Origin of the sequence: Pseudomonas sp. MF6747 (genome assembly GCF_963890955.1) — a bacterium.
Classification (GTDB): domain Bacteria; phylum Pseudomonadota; class Gammaproteobacteria; order Pseudomonadales; family Pseudomonadaceae; genus Aquipseudomonas.
In genome coordinates this window covers 257,290-272,483 of record NZ_CAWPSZ010000001.1, presented here as the reverse complement: position 1 = coordinate 272,483, position 15,194 = coordinate 257,290, and the positions used below count along the sequence as shown (strand labels likewise).

Annotated in this window: 17 protein-coding genes; 8 read left to right on the top strand and 9 right to left on the bottom strand. The window is 59.1% G+C overall.

The genetic code is table 11. The features are described 5' to 3' along the window. Positions 1-5: 5 nt before the first annotated feature. Both AACW30_RS01250 and AACW30_RS01245 read left to right on the top strand, forming a co-directional pair. Complete coding sequence (locus tag AACW30_RS01250; protein WP_200622305.1) at positions 6-1,112, top strand: GNAT family N-acetyltransferase; 1,107 nt, start codon at positions 6-8, stop codon at positions 1,110-1,112. Then, on the top strand, positions 1,109-1,987 hold the full coding sequence (locus AACW30_RS01245; RefSeq protein ID WP_200622303.1) for a hypothetical protein: 879 nt from the start codon (positions 1,109-1,111) through the stop codon (positions 1,985-1,987). Before AACW30_RS01250 ends, AACW30_RS01245 begins: the two co-directional genes overlap by 4 nt. Here AACW30_RS01245 and AACW30_RS01240 read toward each other — a convergent pair. From AACW30_RS01240 to AACW30_RS01215, 6 genes are all read right to left on the bottom strand, one after another. Then, complete coding sequence (locus tag AACW30_RS01240; protein WP_200622301.1) at positions 1,965-3,188, bottom strand: DegT/DnrJ/EryC1/StrS family aminotransferase; 1,224 nt, start codon at positions 3,186-3,188, stop codon at positions 1,965-1,967. The two genes, AACW30_RS01245 and AACW30_RS01240, sit on opposite strands and share 23 nt — an antisense overlap. Beyond that, positions 3,185-3,598 carry a DMT family transporter gene (locus AACW30_RS01235; protein WP_119737363.1) on the bottom strand — a complete coding sequence of 138 codons (414 nt, stop codon included), beginning with the start codon at positions 3,596-3,598 and terminating at the stop codon, positions 3,185-3,187. Before AACW30_RS01235 ends, AACW30_RS01240 begins: the two co-directional genes overlap by 4 nt. Next, positions 3,598-3,954 carry an EamA family transporter gene (locus AACW30_RS01230; RefSeq protein ID WP_053258538.1) on the bottom strand — a complete coding sequence of 119 codons (357 nt, stop codon included), beginning with the start codon at positions 3,952-3,954 and terminating at the stop codon, positions 3,598-3,600. The genes AACW30_RS01235 and AACW30_RS01230 overlap by 1 nt, the downstream gene beginning before the upstream one ends. Before the next feature lie 253 nt (positions 3,955-4,207). After that, positions 4,208-4,471: an immunity protein gene (locus AACW30_RS01225; RefSeq protein WP_200622299.1), complete on the bottom strand. Its 264-nt coding sequence runs from the start codon at positions 4,469-4,471 to the stop codon at positions 4,208-4,210. Next, entirely contained in the window at positions 4,471-6,252 is a 1,782-nt protein-coding gene (locus AACW30_RS01220; RefSeq protein WP_200622297.1) for an S-type pyocin domain-containing protein, read from the bottom strand. Before AACW30_RS01220 ends, AACW30_RS01225 begins: the two co-directional genes overlap by 1 nt. Before the next feature lie 214 nt (positions 6,253-6,466). Then, a complete protein-coding gene (locus tag AACW30_RS01215; protein ID WP_169367796.1) occupies positions 6,467-7,051 on the bottom strand; it encodes a DUF6436 domain-containing protein in 585 nt (194 codons plus the stop codon). Between the two features lie 99 nt (positions 7,052-7,150). Here AACW30_RS01215 and AACW30_RS01210 point away from each other — a divergent pair, with 99 nt between their 5' ends. Then, positions 7,151-8,092, top strand: a complete 942-nt coding sequence (locus tag AACW30_RS01210) for an alpha/beta hydrolase (RefSeq protein WP_200622642.1) — start codon at positions 7,151-7,153, stop codon at positions 8,090-8,092. A 105-nt stretch (positions 8,093-8,197) separates the two neighbouring features. Here the strand turns inward: AACW30_RS01210 and AACW30_RS01205 are convergent, their stop codons facing one another. Beyond that, positions 8,198-8,950, bottom strand: a complete 753-nt coding sequence (locus tag AACW30_RS01205; protein WP_106575734.1) for a DUF2059 domain-containing protein — start codon at positions 8,948-8,950, stop codon at positions 8,198-8,200. Between the two features lie 131 nt (positions 8,951-9,081). Here AACW30_RS01205 and AACW30_RS01200 point away from each other — a divergent pair, with 131 nt between their 5' ends. Both AACW30_RS01200 and AACW30_RS01195 read left to right on the top strand, forming a co-directional pair. Beyond that, positions 9,082-9,714 carry a 2OG-Fe(II) oxygenase gene (locus AACW30_RS01200; protein WP_200622295.1) on the top strand — a complete coding sequence of 211 codons (633 nt, stop codon included), beginning with the start codon at positions 9,082-9,084 and terminating at the stop codon, positions 9,712-9,714. Between the two features lie 2 nt (positions 9,715-9,716). Then, the gene (locus tag AACW30_RS01195) at positions 9,717-10,211 is read left to right on the top strand and encodes a DUF523 domain-containing protein (protein ID WP_200622287.1); all 495 of its coding nucleotides are present in this window, start codon (positions 9,717-9,719) and stop codon (positions 10,209-10,211) included. 102 nt (positions 10,212-10,313) lie between these two features. Here the strand turns inward: AACW30_RS01195 and AACW30_RS01190 are convergent, their stop codons facing one another. Then, complete coding sequence (locus AACW30_RS01190; protein WP_145157845.1) at positions 10,314-10,808, bottom strand: transporter substrate-binding domain-containing protein; 495 nt, start codon at positions 10,806-10,808, stop codon at positions 10,314-10,316. A gap of 134 nt (positions 10,809-10,942) precedes the next feature. Between AACW30_RS01190 and AACW30_RS01185 the strand changes: the two genes are divergently transcribed. Then, the gene (locus AACW30_RS01185; protein WP_106575730.1) at positions 10,943-11,383 is read left to right on the top strand and encodes a DUF4399 domain-containing protein; all 441 of its coding nucleotides are present in this window, start codon (positions 10,943-10,945) and stop codon (positions 11,381-11,383) included. A 63-nt stretch (positions 11,384-11,446) separates the two neighbouring features. Here the strand turns inward: AACW30_RS01185 and serA are convergent, their stop codons facing one another. Next, entirely contained in the window at positions 11,447-12,676 is a 1,230-nt protein-coding gene (serA, locus tag AACW30_RS01180; RefSeq protein ID WP_010167810.1) for a phosphoglycerate dehydrogenase, read from the bottom strand. Positions 12,677-12,902: 226 nt separating this feature from the next. Here serA and AACW30_RS01175 point away from each other — a divergent pair, with 226 nt between their 5' ends. Together AACW30_RS01175 and AACW30_RS01170 are read left to right on the top strand one after the other, a co-directional pair. After that, positions 12,903-14,297 (top strand): FAD-binding oxidoreductase, encoded by a 1,395-nt coding sequence (locus AACW30_RS01175; RefSeq protein WP_200622285.1) that lies wholly within the window; start codon positions 12,903-12,905, stop codon positions 14,295-14,297. 22 nt (positions 14,298-14,319) lie between these two features. Continuing rightward, positions 14,320-14,985, top strand: coding sequence for a fumarylacetoacetate hydrolase family protein (locus AACW30_RS01170; protein WP_124418690.1), 666 nt, complete (start codon positions 14,320-14,322; stop codon positions 14,983-14,985). Positions 14,986-15,194: the final 209 nt, after the last annotated feature.

The following is a 15,194-nucleotide window of genomic DNA, read 5'->3' as shown; positions in this document are numbered from 1 at the left end:
TTGTCATGACTTGCGCCACGCAACCACTGCCAGACTCCAGCCGCCCCGAGGCTACGTACGCGTGCTGCTTGGAAGGGCAATCGCTGATCGGGCGCTTTTTGCAGCACCCGCCAGTGGGTTTCGACGTGCGCCTGTCCGAACAGGGCCTGCCGTACTTCTTCACGCCCTTTGACCTGCTGACCACCGCCGATGATGAGTTCGTGAACCGTGTGCGGGGTTGGCCGGGGTATGGTTTCTGGCATTCGTGGCTGCGTATCGACAGCTGTTTTGTCGGCACCACGGTCAGCGAATACTCGCCGTTCCCCCAAGGCGTGTCGCCGCAGGACCTTGCGCAGTGGCTGCAACATGAGTGTGCGCCGCAGCGCAAACTCACCGTGATCAAAGACGTGCCGTGCAACTCGCCGCTGCTCAGCGACGCGGACAACCGCTACGCGCACGACCTGATCGATGACTGCACCCGGCGCGGCTTCATCAGCCTGGAAGGCCAGGCGCTGGCGTATGTACCGATCAACTTCACCACTATCGACGAGTACCTGGCGCGCTTGTCTCACAGCCGTCGGCGCAATATCCGACGCAAATTGCGCAGTCGTGAAGCGCTGCGCGTGGAAGTCCTGGACACCGGCGATGCGCGCTTCAACGATGATGCCTGGCTGGCGCACTTATACGCGCTGTACAGGGCAGTCTACGACCAGAGCGAGATCCATTTTGACCTGCTCACGCCGGAGTTTTTCAGCAGCCTATTGAAGGACGCCGCCAGCAACGGGCGGGTGTTCTGCTACTGGCACTGCGACGAATTGATCGGCTACAACCTCTGCTACGTGGAGGGCGATAAGCTGCTCGACAAGTACATCGGCCTCAACTACCCGCAGGCGCTGGAGTTCAACCTGTACTTCGTCAGTTGGTTTGTAAACCTGGAGTACGCAGTCGCCAACGGCCTGAAGTTTTACGTGGCCGGCTGGACCGACCCGCAGGTCAAGGCCAGCCTCGGCGCCGACTTCACCTTCACCCGCCATCTGGTCTGGGTGCGCAACCCGCTGTTGCGCAAGCTGGGCAATCGATTCCGCCATCACTTTGAAAGCGATGCCCAGTGGCAACAGGAGCACACCTCATGAGCCAGGATCGACCACCGCTGATTCTGGATTTCGATGGCGCCGTCAGTGACATACCCGGCGCTATCACTTTGCCGTTGCAGGCCTGGCAAGAAAAAATCCGCTTCGGCTGCCGCTGGGCGCAGTTCAAAGAGCTGGAGACCGCTCTGCAGGCGCAAATGCCCGGCGACTACGGCTGTGTGTTTACCGGCAGTGGCGATTATCACCACCTCAGCCAGTTGCTGTTGAACCGACTGCCCACGCAGCAGAAGTTTCAACTGATCATTTGCGACAACCACCCGGACAACATGCGCTACCCGTTCGGCATCCATTGCGGCTCGTGGGTCTATTGGGCCAGCCGTTTGCCGCAAATCGAGCATGTGCATGTGCTGGGCATCGGCTCGCAGGACATCGGCCTGGGCCACGCCTGGGAGAATCACTGGTCGCCGCTGCTCAAGCGCAAATTGACCTACTGGAATATCAACGTCGACACGCGCTGGATGAACTGGGTCGGCGCCGGCCGCAGCAATCGCGCGTTCACTCATCCGGATGAATTGATGCGCGCGTTCCTGGCGCAGTTTGACCGTTCGCTGCCGGTGTACCTGTCCATCGACAAAGACGTGCTCAGCCCCGATGTGGTGAACACCAACTGGGACCAGGGTGAATTCCTCGAGCAGCATTTGAATGACCTGATCAGCGCCTGCCAGGGCCAGATCATCGGCGCGGACGTCACCGGCGATGTGTCGGCCTACCACTATGAAAGCAAGTTCAAGCGCTGGTTGAGTGCCTCCGATGGCCAGGAACAACTGCCCGAAGCGCAGGTGCAAATCTGGCAACAGCAGCAGAACGAGCTGAACAGCCGTTTGGTGGCGCGTATCAATCAGGGCTGGCGACGATAGCTTTTAGCTGGGCCAGTATTTGCTCGAAGAGAGCGTCCGTCAGCCAGTGGCTGTTGCTGATCGACAGCGTGCGAGTGGCGAAGGCTTGGGCCTGGGTCATGTCGCTGCCAGGCTGTAACAGCGGGGCCACGGCCGGGTAGTCCGGCAAGGTGTGAATAAACAGGCGGGTCACACCCAGCCCTGAGGTCCACAGCTGCGTCATCGCCGCATCACGCATGTGTGCCGACGGCATCATCACCATCAGAAACGGCCAGGTGCCTTGCTGCCCCGGCCGGTCCATCACGACTGAGACACCGGGCAAGGCATTCAAGCGTGCGGCGCGGTGCAGTGCCCGGTTGCGGCCTTGTTGCAGGTGATCGGGCAAACGAGCCAGCGCGGCGGCGCCGACCTTCTGGCGATAGGCGCCCAGGCGGTGTAGCGGGATGTCATCGACCGAAAAGTCGTCGCCCACGGCGGCCACTTCATCGCCTTGCGCCAGCGCCGCGCGCAACCCTTTGCCGTACACGTAGTACAAACCGCGCGGCTGATAGGCCAGGGCGTAACCCCACAGTTCAGCGGTGCGTTGCAGCTCCCAGCGCAGGCTGAACGGCAGGTCCTGCTGGCATTGCCGGTGCAGCGCCTGATGCAGCACCGGGTCGCGGCTGAACAGCACGCCGCCTTCGGCCGTGGTCAGGCCTTTACCCAGCGCCATGCTGAAAAAGCCCACGTCGCCTTTGAGCCCGACGCTGTGGCCATCGTCGAGTGCGCCCATCGCTTGCGCGGCGTCTTCGATGACCGCCGCACCGACTGAGTCAGCAATACGTTTGGCGGTGTCGACATCTGCCACGCGCCCCGCCAAGTGGGTGACCACCACGGCCAGTGTGCTTTCATCGCACAGCTGCTGGAGTTGTTGTTCGTCCAGGTCAATGCCGCCCGGTTGCAAATCACAGGGCACCACCCGCAACGGCGGGCAGTAATGCGCAGCCAGTGCCACCAACGGGCAGGTGTAGGCGGGCACGATGAGCCGGGTGCGGCCGGGCATGCGCTGCTGCAAGGTGCGCAGCGCGATGATCAACGCCGCCGTGCCGGAGCAGGGCAGCGCCGGCTTTGGAATCGAGAATTGGCGGGCCAGCGAATCGGCCAGGTCTGCTGAGCAACCGAGCAAATCCCGCCAGCGCAAAGGGAGCCCTGCGGTCGGCGGAATTTCCCATCGGCGTGTCATGACACCGGGGCCTGTGCCGGCTCGACCTCGACCGGTTTGCTCGCTTTGTCTTCGCTGCGCGCCAGGCACAGAATGCCCGCAATAATCAGCGCACCGCCGATGATTTTAGGCAGGGTCAAGGTGTCATCGAACAGCCAGACGGAGATCAGCGTCACACTGATCAGCTCCAAGTGCGAGGCCGCAAACGCCGGGCCCACCGGTGCGTATTTGAGCAGCGTCATCCAAGTGAAGAACGCGCCGATATAGCCCACAAAGGCGCCGTAGATCCACGGCGCGCCAAATACGCGAACCAGCCAGGCGGCGTCCATGGTCAGCGGCTCGGCATGCACCGAGGCGAACTTGAAGCTGACCTGCGCCAAGGTGTCGAAAATGATCAGCGCGAGAAAACCCAGGATATAAAAGCGTTTCATCATTCAAACCCTACGACTGTCACACCACAGGCGATCAGCATGATGCCGATCAGGCGCCATTTGCTCAGACTCTCTTTGAACAGGAACCGTCCGGCAATCATGATCACGACAATATTGATCGAGCCCAGCATCACGCCCACCGACAGCGGCACCAGGGTCAGGAACGCCAGCCACAACACGAATTCGAAGACGTAGCAGATTACCCCCAGCCAGATCCACGGCCGCTTGAGCATGTGCTTCCAGTGGGCCATGCCATCATGCTCGGCGCTGGCCGAGGCGGCGGCTTTAAAGGCCAACTGGCCGGACGTGTCAACGATAACGTTGAGCATCCAGAGGATGATGGTTAACTGGCTCATGTATTCCTACGCTTACAATCTCACTGAAAACGTACGATACAGCAGCGCAATGATCGGGTGATTGGAGTTTGTCGGTTGAACAGGCTGTGTTCAGTTTGGGGTAGGGCTACGCGTTGCATGACGTGCTAGCCGCGACTGGCCACCATAGTTGGAATCAGTATGTTATCTCGAGCGGATCGGGCGGTTTTAGGCGTAATCAATAGGGCACAAGGCCCAGCATTGATCTGGGCGTTGTCAGCTGCTGTATTAAGGTTTACTCAAACGAATATTTTTTCTCAGTGATAAACGTCGGCTCTTTCCAGTTGGGGCCTTTGAGTGTGTGCCCATTGGCATCTTTTGCCAGCTTTCCTTCAGCCAATAATCGTTTGTAAGTTGGCAGAAGCTGGCCGGTTGAGATGACGTCAAAGTTAAATTGAACGTAAAGCCTATCTATGCTTGGATAAGGGGTGTTGGGGGCAAATGCCAGTAATACATCTTCAACGCTTTCAGTTTGGATGACGTGTTCGATAGATGACATTAGAGGCCTCCATTGTATTTTTGCTGTTCGGCCTTGATGTAGGCTTCGTTGGCTTCTGAAGTATATAAAGGTTGATTTTTCTCGTTGATTTTAAAGTCTTCTAGCGTTGCAGTATGCGCGTCATTCCATATGGTCTCATCCACGATATGATCAGGTGTGCCTAAAGCACGGTAGCGTTCCAGTTCTCTGATTTCATGAGTGTAGAATCTCTTGTCTACATCTGTAATAGAAATTTCACCACGTAACGCTCTCTCTAATCGGTCGATCATAACCGCGTTGTCAGCAGACGGGCCGAATCGCTGCGTATGCAACTTGACCAACTCAATACCTTCTTGAGTAACCGATGCTGTCGTCCAGTCCAGGTTCAAGATTGGCCCCCCTGTATTACCAGAGTTATAGGGTCTGCCGCTATGCTTGCCTCTTGTCGTTGCCCCATCATAAGGAGAGCTGAATACTGCGTAGATTGGCGCAATACCCGACCCCGCAGGAAACACATAAATTGCATCTCGTATATCCAGCGGGTCAACCGCTGGCAGCACTTCGGTCGTCGCCGTGATCGGTGTCAACGTAACACCTGAATAGACAGGCACATCCATTGGTTGGGCGGGGGATGTGGTCGAGCTGTTGCCGGGTGCCGCAATGGGAAACACCAGTGTTCGGGGTGGTGTGTCGGCTGAGGTGAAGGTGTAGGCGTTGAGCGAAGGGTCCAGTGTCAGCGCCCTTACGGCGACCTTTGCTGCAGCTCGATCGCCGACAGGGGTTGCGATCAGGGAGTACTGGGTGCGGTCTCCGTAAATACGATACGGCATATCCACAGTCCCGCCAGCGGCGGCGATTTCCGGTAGGTTGCCCGGCAGTTGCGGTGCCAATCCTGCGGCAGGAATGCTCATTGCCGTTGGGTAAAGGTCGCTGTTACCCAGTGCCGGTGAATACAGCAGTAAGCCAATGCCCACTCCTGTTGCCCGGTCCAGTACGGTTGCGGCAAGCCCTCTCAGGGCCTGGATCGCCGCTTGAATGGCTGTATCCAGCGTTAGCGAAGAGCCAGCCGTGATAGCAATTGAGCCTGCTGTGGTACTGAGTTGCGCACCTACCGGCAGCGCGGAAACCCTGAACGTGTTTGCCGCCCGGAGGGTCTGTGCCTGCGCTAAAAGTTGAGCTTGCTCGGCAGCTTCAGCAGCCTTGGCCTGTTCGACTTGAGCCGTCAGCCACGCGATCTGTTGCGTCAGGTACGTGATTTCATCATTCAGGAGTTTGGCAGCATAGGCGGCGTGTAAGGAGTTTTGCCAATTTTGGAAGTTTTTGTCTGGGTTGGCAAAAATCATGCTGTCGGAGATAGCTATTCTCATAAAGTCGCTGACGCGCCGGCTAAAGAAGTTGGAGCGGTAATAGCTGTTTGCAGTGGCTATCTGCGTTGTTATCGCTGCTGATTTTTCAGCAAGCAGTGTTTCTCTGATTGATCGTTCCTGATTTAACGCCTCGATAGCCGTTAAGGCAGTAGTCACCATCTTTTCCCTGATGGCAGAAAGACTGTCATCTATGGATGTGGCCAGAGCCCCCAGTCTGGCTGAATAGAGTGTTTCTTGATTTCTTACTGCGGCCGCGACGAGCGGTGGAAACTTTTCCAGAATGTAGTTACGGGTTGCGGAGCCGATTCTTTGTGCTTCTCGGCTGCCTGAGAAATCGTCATATCCACCTCCGTTATTTGGGCCAAATGTTTGCTCTCTATAAGCAGTTATCCTTGTTTCTCCAAGGAAAACAGTATCTCCGGGTCTATATGGCATTGATGCGTTCCCTCATTTGACGCGCCAGCACGAGCCATTCCATGCTCGTGTATATAAAGTTAGTTGTTCGCTCTTTTAGAGATGAGCATCTGCACTCTAGTGCAGCCAAGTTGTGAGTGCATCGAGTAATTGTGTGGAGGCGTTTCTATTAACTTTCGTGCTTAGGCAGAGGCGGGGGAAGAGTTAGTGGATGAATGACCGGTTGCGTTAAGTCTTAGGGGGCAGAGGGCGCCGAACGCCACTCGCAATAGCAGCCCACGGCCAACGTATGGGTGGCATCGACCTCGCGCCCGGCCTCGAGGGCTTGCAGGATCGGCTCGATGAAGCTGTTGCTGGAATTGCACGTAAGCCCTTCGCTGTACGGCCCGAAATACGCAAGTTTGCCGCTTCGATCCCAGATTCCGACGGCAGGCGTGGCCGGTATCTGCTCGGCACCGGACAGGGCGTGGAGGGTTTTCATTTTGCGCAGGTTGTCGGGCAGTTGGCCGTGGCTGCCGGCCTTTTGCAGGGCGTAGAACTCTACGCCTTGGGGCGCGTAGTGCTCGATCAACTCGCCCAGGTGTTGCTGGTTGCCGACATTGCACGGGCAGGCCGGGTCCCAGAAGTGCACCAGGCGGATCGGGCCGGGGCCTGAGAGTTCGGCGGGCAGGCGCAGCGCGTCGCCGGAGAAGACCGCCGTGTGTTCGCTGAATGCACGCAGGTAGCGGCCCTGGAACCAGTCATACGCCGCCCACAGCACGCCGGCGCAGATGACCAGGATCAGGCTGGCGAACAGGGCGGAACGGTAGGGCTGTCGCATTCAGATCAATCCTCGAAGGTCGCGTAGCTTGCCATGCTTGTCCTGACAGATGAATATCACCGCTCGATATTCATCTTCACCGTCAGTCTGGAACTCTTTATGCCTGTGAGCTTTGACCCCGATCATCTGCGCGAAAGCTTGCGGCCACTTGTGGATGCGCAACCGCTCAGCGCCGAGGCGCGGGTCTACCAGCGTTTCTACGGGCTGGACCTGGCCGCGCGCAAGGTACCGGCGGCGAGCCGCCTGGGGCGTTTCGATGTGGATGGCTTCCAAGTGGTGGCGCAGGTGTGGTGGCCACCCCAGCCCGTGGCGACGATGTTTATGTTCCACGGCTTCTACGACCATATGGGACTGTACCGCCATGTGGTGGACTGGGCGCTGGACCAGGGCTGTGTGGTGATTGCCTGCGATCTGCCCGGCCATGGCCTGTCCAGCGGCGCGCGCGCCAGCATCGATGATTTTGCCGTGTATCAGAACGTGGTGCAGGCGCTGTTTGCCCAGGCCACGGCGCTGCAGCTGCCGCAGCCCTGGCATCTGTTCGGGCAAAGCACCGGCGGCGCAGTGGTGGTGGACCATGTGCTCCATCACGGCGCCGACAGCCCGGCGCAGGGCAAGACCTTCCTGCTGTCACCCTTGGTGCGTCCGCGTGCGTGGGGTTGGTCGCAAGTCAGCTATTACTTGCTGCGGCCCTTCGTCAAAGGCATCGCGCGGCGGTTCAGCGAGAACACCCACGACCCTGCGTTCAAACCGTTCCTGGAAGCTGACCCGCTGCAGCCGCGCCACTTGCCGACCGCCTGGGTGGGCGCACTGGCACGCTGGATCAAGCGCATCGAAGCCGCACCGCGCAGTTCGCGGCGGCCGGTGATTGTGCAGGGTGAGGAAGACATGACGGTGGACTGGCAGCACAACCTGCAAGTGCTGCGGGGCAAGTTTGATCAGCCTGAAGTGTTGATGATCCCGCGTGGCAGGCATCATTTGGCGAATGAGATTCCGGAGATTCGTGAGGAATACTTCCGTTATTTGACGGACCACCTGAAGTAACACCATCCAAATGTGGGAGCGGGCTTGCTCGCGAATGCGGAGTGTCAGTCAACTAATTTGCTAACTGACACACTGCATTCGCGAGCAAGCCCGCTCCCACATTGGTTACTGCGACAGGCTGGAAGTGCTCTGGCCGACGGCAAGTCCTGCGCGAATGGCTGCCAGCGCCGCCTTGTAATACGCCCGACCCTCCGGCGACTCCGCGAACGTGGCGAATTCCTCCAGCTCCGGGTCAGACAAATCCCGATAGACATACAACAGCGTGTTGTTCAGGTCATTGCCGATCTGCTGCATCAGCCGCTCACGCTGTCCATTCAACATGCCCTGAGCCTGACCGCCGCCCAACAGGCCCGGAATCATCTGGCTCAAGCTGTCGGCGGCCACACCGGCAATCGCCAGGCTGACTTCCGCACCGGCTTCACGGGCAGGCAGGGCCTGGGCCAGGTGGCCGATGATCAGGCTGCGAGTGGCATCGGCCTCGATGTGCGGCAGGCCTTGGGCGTTTTTCGCCAACTGGTCGCGGCGTGTGGCCAGCAACTCGGCGGCGACAATCTTGCGGCCCAATGGTGATTGGAAAAACGCCAGGGCGGGCTTCGGGTCCGCCAGGTTTTTGCGCAATTGCGCCTCGGCACGCTGGTCCACGGCCTGGGCGGCGAAGCGTTTATTGCTGTTGTCCACCAGTGCCTGGTACACCGCCGGCGGCAGGCTGTTGCGGTAGCGTTGCTGAGCGGCACTCAGAGCGTCATTGAAATGCGCACGCTGTTCAGCCCAGCCGGCGACCTTGTACAACTGGTCATGGCCGTCTGCCCAAGCGGGCAAAACGCAGAACATCAGCACGGAAAAAAACAAACGACGCATATGGACTCCTGTCAGTCGGCCACTATTGTCCGTGTCGGGCGTAGGATTTGTCGAGAAATCCTATCGGTCACCTGACTAAAGTGTATTCAGACGCTCGGCGGCTCTGTCAGATTCACAGGCGTATGGATACTATGCGCGCCATGCAAATACCCCTCGATCATCCCCTGCTGCAACGCATTGTCGACGACCTGGCCGAAAAAGGCTGGTCGCAGCAGAACGGCTTCCTGCCCCAGGCTCTGACCCTGGAACTGGCGGCTGAGTGCCGTAAACGTGCGGCGGAGGGGGAATTGGCACCCGCAGCTGTAGGACGCGGGCCGGCTCAGGAGATTCGCGAGGGCATTCGCGGTGACCATATCCAGTGGTTGGAAGAGGGTGATGCAGAGGTCTGCGAGACCTACATGGGCGTAATGGACAGCCTGCGGTCGGCCATGAACCGCGGGCTGTTCCTGGGCCTGGAAGATTTCGAAAGCCACTTTGCGATGTACCCGCCGGGTGCGTTTTACCTCAAGCACCTGGACCGTTTTCGCGACGATGACCGGCGCATGGTCTCGGCGGTGGTCTACTTGAACGACGCCTGGCTGCCCGAGCATGGCGGCCAGCTGCGCATGTACCTCAAGGGCGGCGTCGAATACGACGTGGTGCCCACCGGCGGTAGCCTGGTGGTGTTCCTGTCCGGGGAGGTGCCCCACGAAGTCCTGCCCGCCACGCGCGAACGCCTGTCCCTGACCGGCTGGTTTCGCCGGCGGGGTAACGAGCCGTTTTAAACATGGAAAAGATTCTGATCAGTCGCTGCCTGCTCGGGCACAAAGTGCGCTACGACGGCGGCGCCAGCGGCCCGTTCGATCAATTGGCGGCGTGGCAGGCTGAAGGCCGTGTGGTTGCGATCTGCCCGGAAGTGTCTGGCGGTTTGCCGACGCCCCGGCCCTCTGCCGAAATCCCGGGCGGGCAGGGCATCGATGTGTGGGAGGGCCGTGCCCAGGTGCTGACCGCTGAGGGTGAAGACTTCAGCGCCGCCTTTCTCGATGGCGCCCGCCAAGCCCTGGCGCTGGTGCAACGCCACAATATCCGTGTCGCCGTTCTCAAGGCCAATAGCCCGTCCTGCGGCAACGTGCTGACCTATGACGGCACGTTCACTGGCGTAAAGGTCAGCGGCGAAGGCGTGACGGCGGCGTTGCTCAAGCGCCACGGGGTGTTGGTGTTCAGCGAGCTGGAGTTGCCTGAGGCAGCTGCGGCCTTGGCCCGACTCGCAACCCTCACCTGAATCAACATGTGGGAGCGGGATTGCTCGCGAAGGCGGTATGTCGGTCACCGTTTCGGGTACTGACACTCCGTCTTCGCGGGCAAGCCCGCTCCCACAATTGATCTAGGGTGTCTTGAGGACCGGTGTGTCGCCTTCAAACCACTTCTGCGTCAGCGCCTTCAAGCGACCATCCGCCTTCACCTGCTGCAGCGCCTTGTCCAGGCTATTTTTGAACGCCGGGTTGCCCTTTTGGAATGGAATGGCCAGCTCAGGTGTTTCCTTGTAGGGATCGCTGAAATCGAAACGATCCTGCAGCTCGGCAGTCATAGCGATATGGTTGATGGCTACGTCGTACTTGCCGGTTTCAACGCCTGGCAGCATGTCGGCGTCATCGGTGGTGATGAATGAGGGGCGTACGTCCATTTCCTTCGCCAGCTGCTCGCCCAGTTCCACTTCAAAGCCGGTGAGCTTGTCGCCGTCCTTGAAGTTGAACGGCGGCGTGTTGGCCTCCAGGGCGATGCGCAGTTCGCCACGATCAAACACATCATCAATCAATTCGGCGTGAGCCAATGGGCTCAGAAGGGGCAGCAAAAGTACAAGGCCAGGCGAAAAGCGCATGGTCGCTCCTGATGAATTCGTCTACGCGAGGGGCCGTTCAGCATCGCTTTGCTATGGTGTTGAGTGCCTTGGACAGCAATTTGTCGCGAAGTTGTCATAACCCTACAGATTTCATAGAAAAACTGGAGAAGCGAATGAAAGCCTTTTTGTCCCGTGCCACCCTGGCCAGCGTTCTGCTGGGTGCTTCGATGTTGGCTACCGCTGCTGACGGTATCCCACGCAGCGCGCCGCCTGAAGGCGCCAAAGTCTTTATCGTGTCGCCAAAAGACGGCGCCACTGTCGATAAAACCTTCACCGTCAAATTCGGTATGGAAGGCCTGAAACTGGCCCCGGCCACCAGCCAGGACCCCGGCACCGGCCATCACCACCTGCTGATTGACCAGAAAGAGCTGCCTGACGCCAGCGTGCCGATCCCGGCCACCGACACCGTGATTCACTACGGCAAGGCCCAGACCGAAACCGAGCTGACCCTCACCCCTGGCAAGCACACCTTGCAGCTGGTAGCCGGCGACAAACTGCACATGCAGTTCAACCCGACTGTAGCCTCGAAAGTCATCACGGTTAACGTCAAGTAAGATTTATTCAGATGTGAAAAAGGGAGCCCCGCGGGGCTCCCTTTTTTATGCTGCGTTGAAACCTTAGAACAACACGCGGCTACGAATCGTGCCGTTGATGTGCTGCAGCTTCTCTTGCGCCAGGTCGGAGTACTCGGCGTCGACGTCGATGACCACGTAGCCGACTTTCTCGTTGGTCTGCAGGAACTGACCGGAAATGTTGATGCCGTTTTCTGCGAAGACCTTGTTGATCTCCATCATCACGCCAGGGATGTTCTGGTGGATGTGCAGCAGACGGTGCTTGCCAGGGTGAGCAGGCAGCGCCACTTCCGGGAAGTTGACCGAGGACACCGAGGTGCCGTTGTCGCTGTACTTGACCAGCTTCTCCGACACTTCCAGGCCGATGTTGGCTTGGGCTTCAGCGGTGGAACCGCCGATGTGCGGGGTCAGGATCACGTTGTCCAGGCCACGCAGCGGGCTTTCGAAGATGTCGTCGTTGGAGCGTGGCTCCACCGGGAATACGTCGATCGCGGCGCCGATCAGGTGCTTGTCCTTGATCGCGTCAGCCAGGGCGTCCAGCTCAACCACGGTGCCGCGTGCAGCGTTGATCAGGATGCCGCCTTTCTTGATGGCGCGGATTTCCTTCTCGCCGATCATCCACTGGGTCTCAGCGGTTTCCGGTACGTGCAGGGTGACGATGTCGGACATGCCCAGCAGCTCGGTCAGGCTCGACACCTGAGTGGCGTTGCCCAATGGCAGCTTGGTCAGGGTGTCGTAGAAGAACACCTGCATGCCCAGGCCTTCGGCCAGAACCGACAGCTGCGTGCCGATCGAGCCGTAACCGACGATACCCAGCTTCTTGCCGCGGATTTCGAAGGAGTTGGCCGCGCTTTTGATCCAGCCGCCACGGTGGCAGGAAGCGTTCTTCTCAGGGATGCCGCGCAGCAACAGGATGGCCTCGGCCAATACCAGCTCCGCAACGGAACGGGTGTTGGAGTACGGTGCGTTGAACACCGCGATGCCGCGCTCGCGCGCCGCGTTGAGGTCGACCTGGTTGGTGCCGATGCAGAAACAGCCGACAGCCACGAGTTTCTTGGCGTGGTCGAAGATCTCTTCGGTCAGCTGAGTGCGGGAGCGAATGCCGATAAAGTGCGCGTCGGCGATCTTTTCCTTTAACTGGGCTTCCGGCAGAGAACTGGTGATGTACTCAATGCTGGAGTACCCAGCGGCCTTCAGTACGTCGACAGCCGATGGGTGGACGCCTTCCAGAAGAAGGAACTTGATCTTGCTCTTATCGAGAGAAGTCTTGCTCATCTGCGTAAACCTGTATCCCGGAGAAAAATGGCAGGGAATCGAGCAGTTAGTGCCTTGAATCAGTGCACAAGAGCTGACCCGGACGGCAGGAAAGCCGTCACCGCAGAAACGCCCTTGGGCTCTGTCCTGCGGGGGCGGTATGCTAGCATACGTGCCCCGCTAAACACCCATTCCTGCGACGTGAAGCGTTCTCAGGATGACCATGAATTGTTCGAGAGTTCTGTCGATGACCCATCCTGCCCTGATTGATGAGCTGAAGACCCTGGTTGAGCCTGGCAAAGTGCTGACCGATGCAGACTCCCTGGAGGCTTACGGCAAGGATTGGACCAAGCACTTCGCACCCGCGCCTTGCGCCATTGTGTTTCCCAAGACCACCGAGCAGGTGCAAGCCATCGTGCGTTGGGCCAACGAACACAAGGTCGCGCTGGTGCCTTCCGGCGGCCGCACTGGCCTGTCGGCTGCGGCGGTGGCGGCGAATGGCGAAGTGGTGGTGTCGTTTGACTACATGAACCAGATTCTCGAGGTGAACCTCACCGACCGCACCGCCGTGTGCCAGCCGGGCGTGGTCACCAAGCAATTGCAGAACGTCGCTGAAGAAAAGGGCCTTTATTACCCGGTGGATTTCGCGTCGTCCGGTTCGAGCCAGATTGGCGGCAATATCGGCACCAATGCCGGCGGGATCAAGGTCATTCGCTACGGTATGACCCGTAACTGGGTGGCCGGCATGAAAGTGGTCACCGGTAAAGGTGATGTGCTGGAACTGAACCGCGACCTGATCAAGAACGCCACCGGCTACGACATGCGCCAGCTGTTTATCGGCGCTGAAGGCACTTTGGGCTTTGTGGTTGAAGCCACCATGCGCCTGGACCGTGCGCCGAAAAACCTCACCGCCATGGTGCTCGGTACCACGGATTTCGACTCGATCATGCCGGTGCTGCACGCGTTCCAGAGCAAGCTGGACCTGACCGCCTTCGAATTCTTCTCCGACAAAGCCTTGGCCAAGGTCATGGGCCGTGGCGACGTGCCGGCACCGTTCGACACCGAGTGCCCGTTCTACGCGCTGCTGGAATTCGAAGCCACCACCGAAGAAGTCGCCAACCACGCCCTGGAAACCTTTGAGTATTGCGTCGAGCAGGGCTGGGTGCTGGACGGCGTGATGAGCCAGAGCGAAACCCAGCTGCACAACCTGTGGAAGCTGCGCGAGTACATCTCCGAGACCATTTCCCACTGGACGCCCTACAAGAACGACATCTCGGTGACTGTCTCCAAGGTGCCGGCGTTCTTGAAGGAAATCGACGCGATCGTCGGCGAACACTATCCGGACTTCGAAATCGTCTGGTTCGGCCACATTGGCGACGGCAACCTGCACCTGAACATCCTCAAGCCGGAAAACCTGAGCAAGGACGAGTTCTTCGCCAAGTGCGCTACCGTCAACAAGTGGGTGTTCGAAACCGTCGAGAAGTACAACGGCTCGATCTCCGCCGAACACGGCGTGGGCATGACCAAGCGCGATTACCTGACGTACAGCCGCTCGCCGGTTGAAATCGAATACATGAAGGCAGTCAAAGCGGTGTTCGACCCTAACGGGATCATGAACCCTGGCAAGATTTTCGCTGTTTAATCGCCCCTGTAGGAGTCGTTTCATGAGCTACCAGCACAAGTACGTCGACGGCACCAACATCCACTTTCCCCTGGGCAAAGTGGTGTGCATCGGGCGTAACTACGCCGAACATGCCAAGGAACTGGACAACCCGGTGCCCACCGAACCGTTGCTGTTCATCAAGCCGGGCAGCTGCGTGGTCGCGCTGGAAGGCGGTTTCGCCATCCCGACCGAACGCGGTTCGGTGCACTACGAGGCGGAAATCGCGGTGTTGATCGGCAAGCCCCTGTCGAACAAACCCAGCCGTGAAGAAGTGCTGGACGCCATCTCCGGCTTCGCGCCGGCCCTGGATTTGACCCTGCGCGACAAACAGGCCGAGCTCAAAGCCAAAGGCCTGCCGTGGGAAATCGCCAAGTCGTTCGATGGCGCGGCAGTGATTGCACCGTTCGTGGTCGGCAGCACCTTTGCGGACGTGACCGATATCGGTATTCGCCTGACCATCAACGGCGAAGTGCGCCAGGACGGCAACAGCTCGCAGATGCTCAACCCGATTATCCCGATGATCCAGCACATGGCTGGCTGCTTCTCGCTGCAGGCCGGTGACGTGATTCTCACGGGCACCCCGGCGGGCGTAGGTCCGTTGAACGTGGGTGACGAGCTGGTGCTGGAGTTGACGGGTGTGAGCCGTTTCGAAAGCAGCGTTCGCTGACTCCTGGCCAAACGCAGTAAAAAATGTGGCGGCGGGCTTGCTCGCGAATGCGGTGTACCAGTCAATACATTCGGTGACTGACACTGCTCATTCGCGAGCAAGCCCGCTCCCACATTGGATCTTCATACATTCTGAATCCCTGCTTTTGCATTTTTTTCACACGCCATCCGGATAATCCACACCCTCCTGCGCGCGGGCCCGCTGATCCT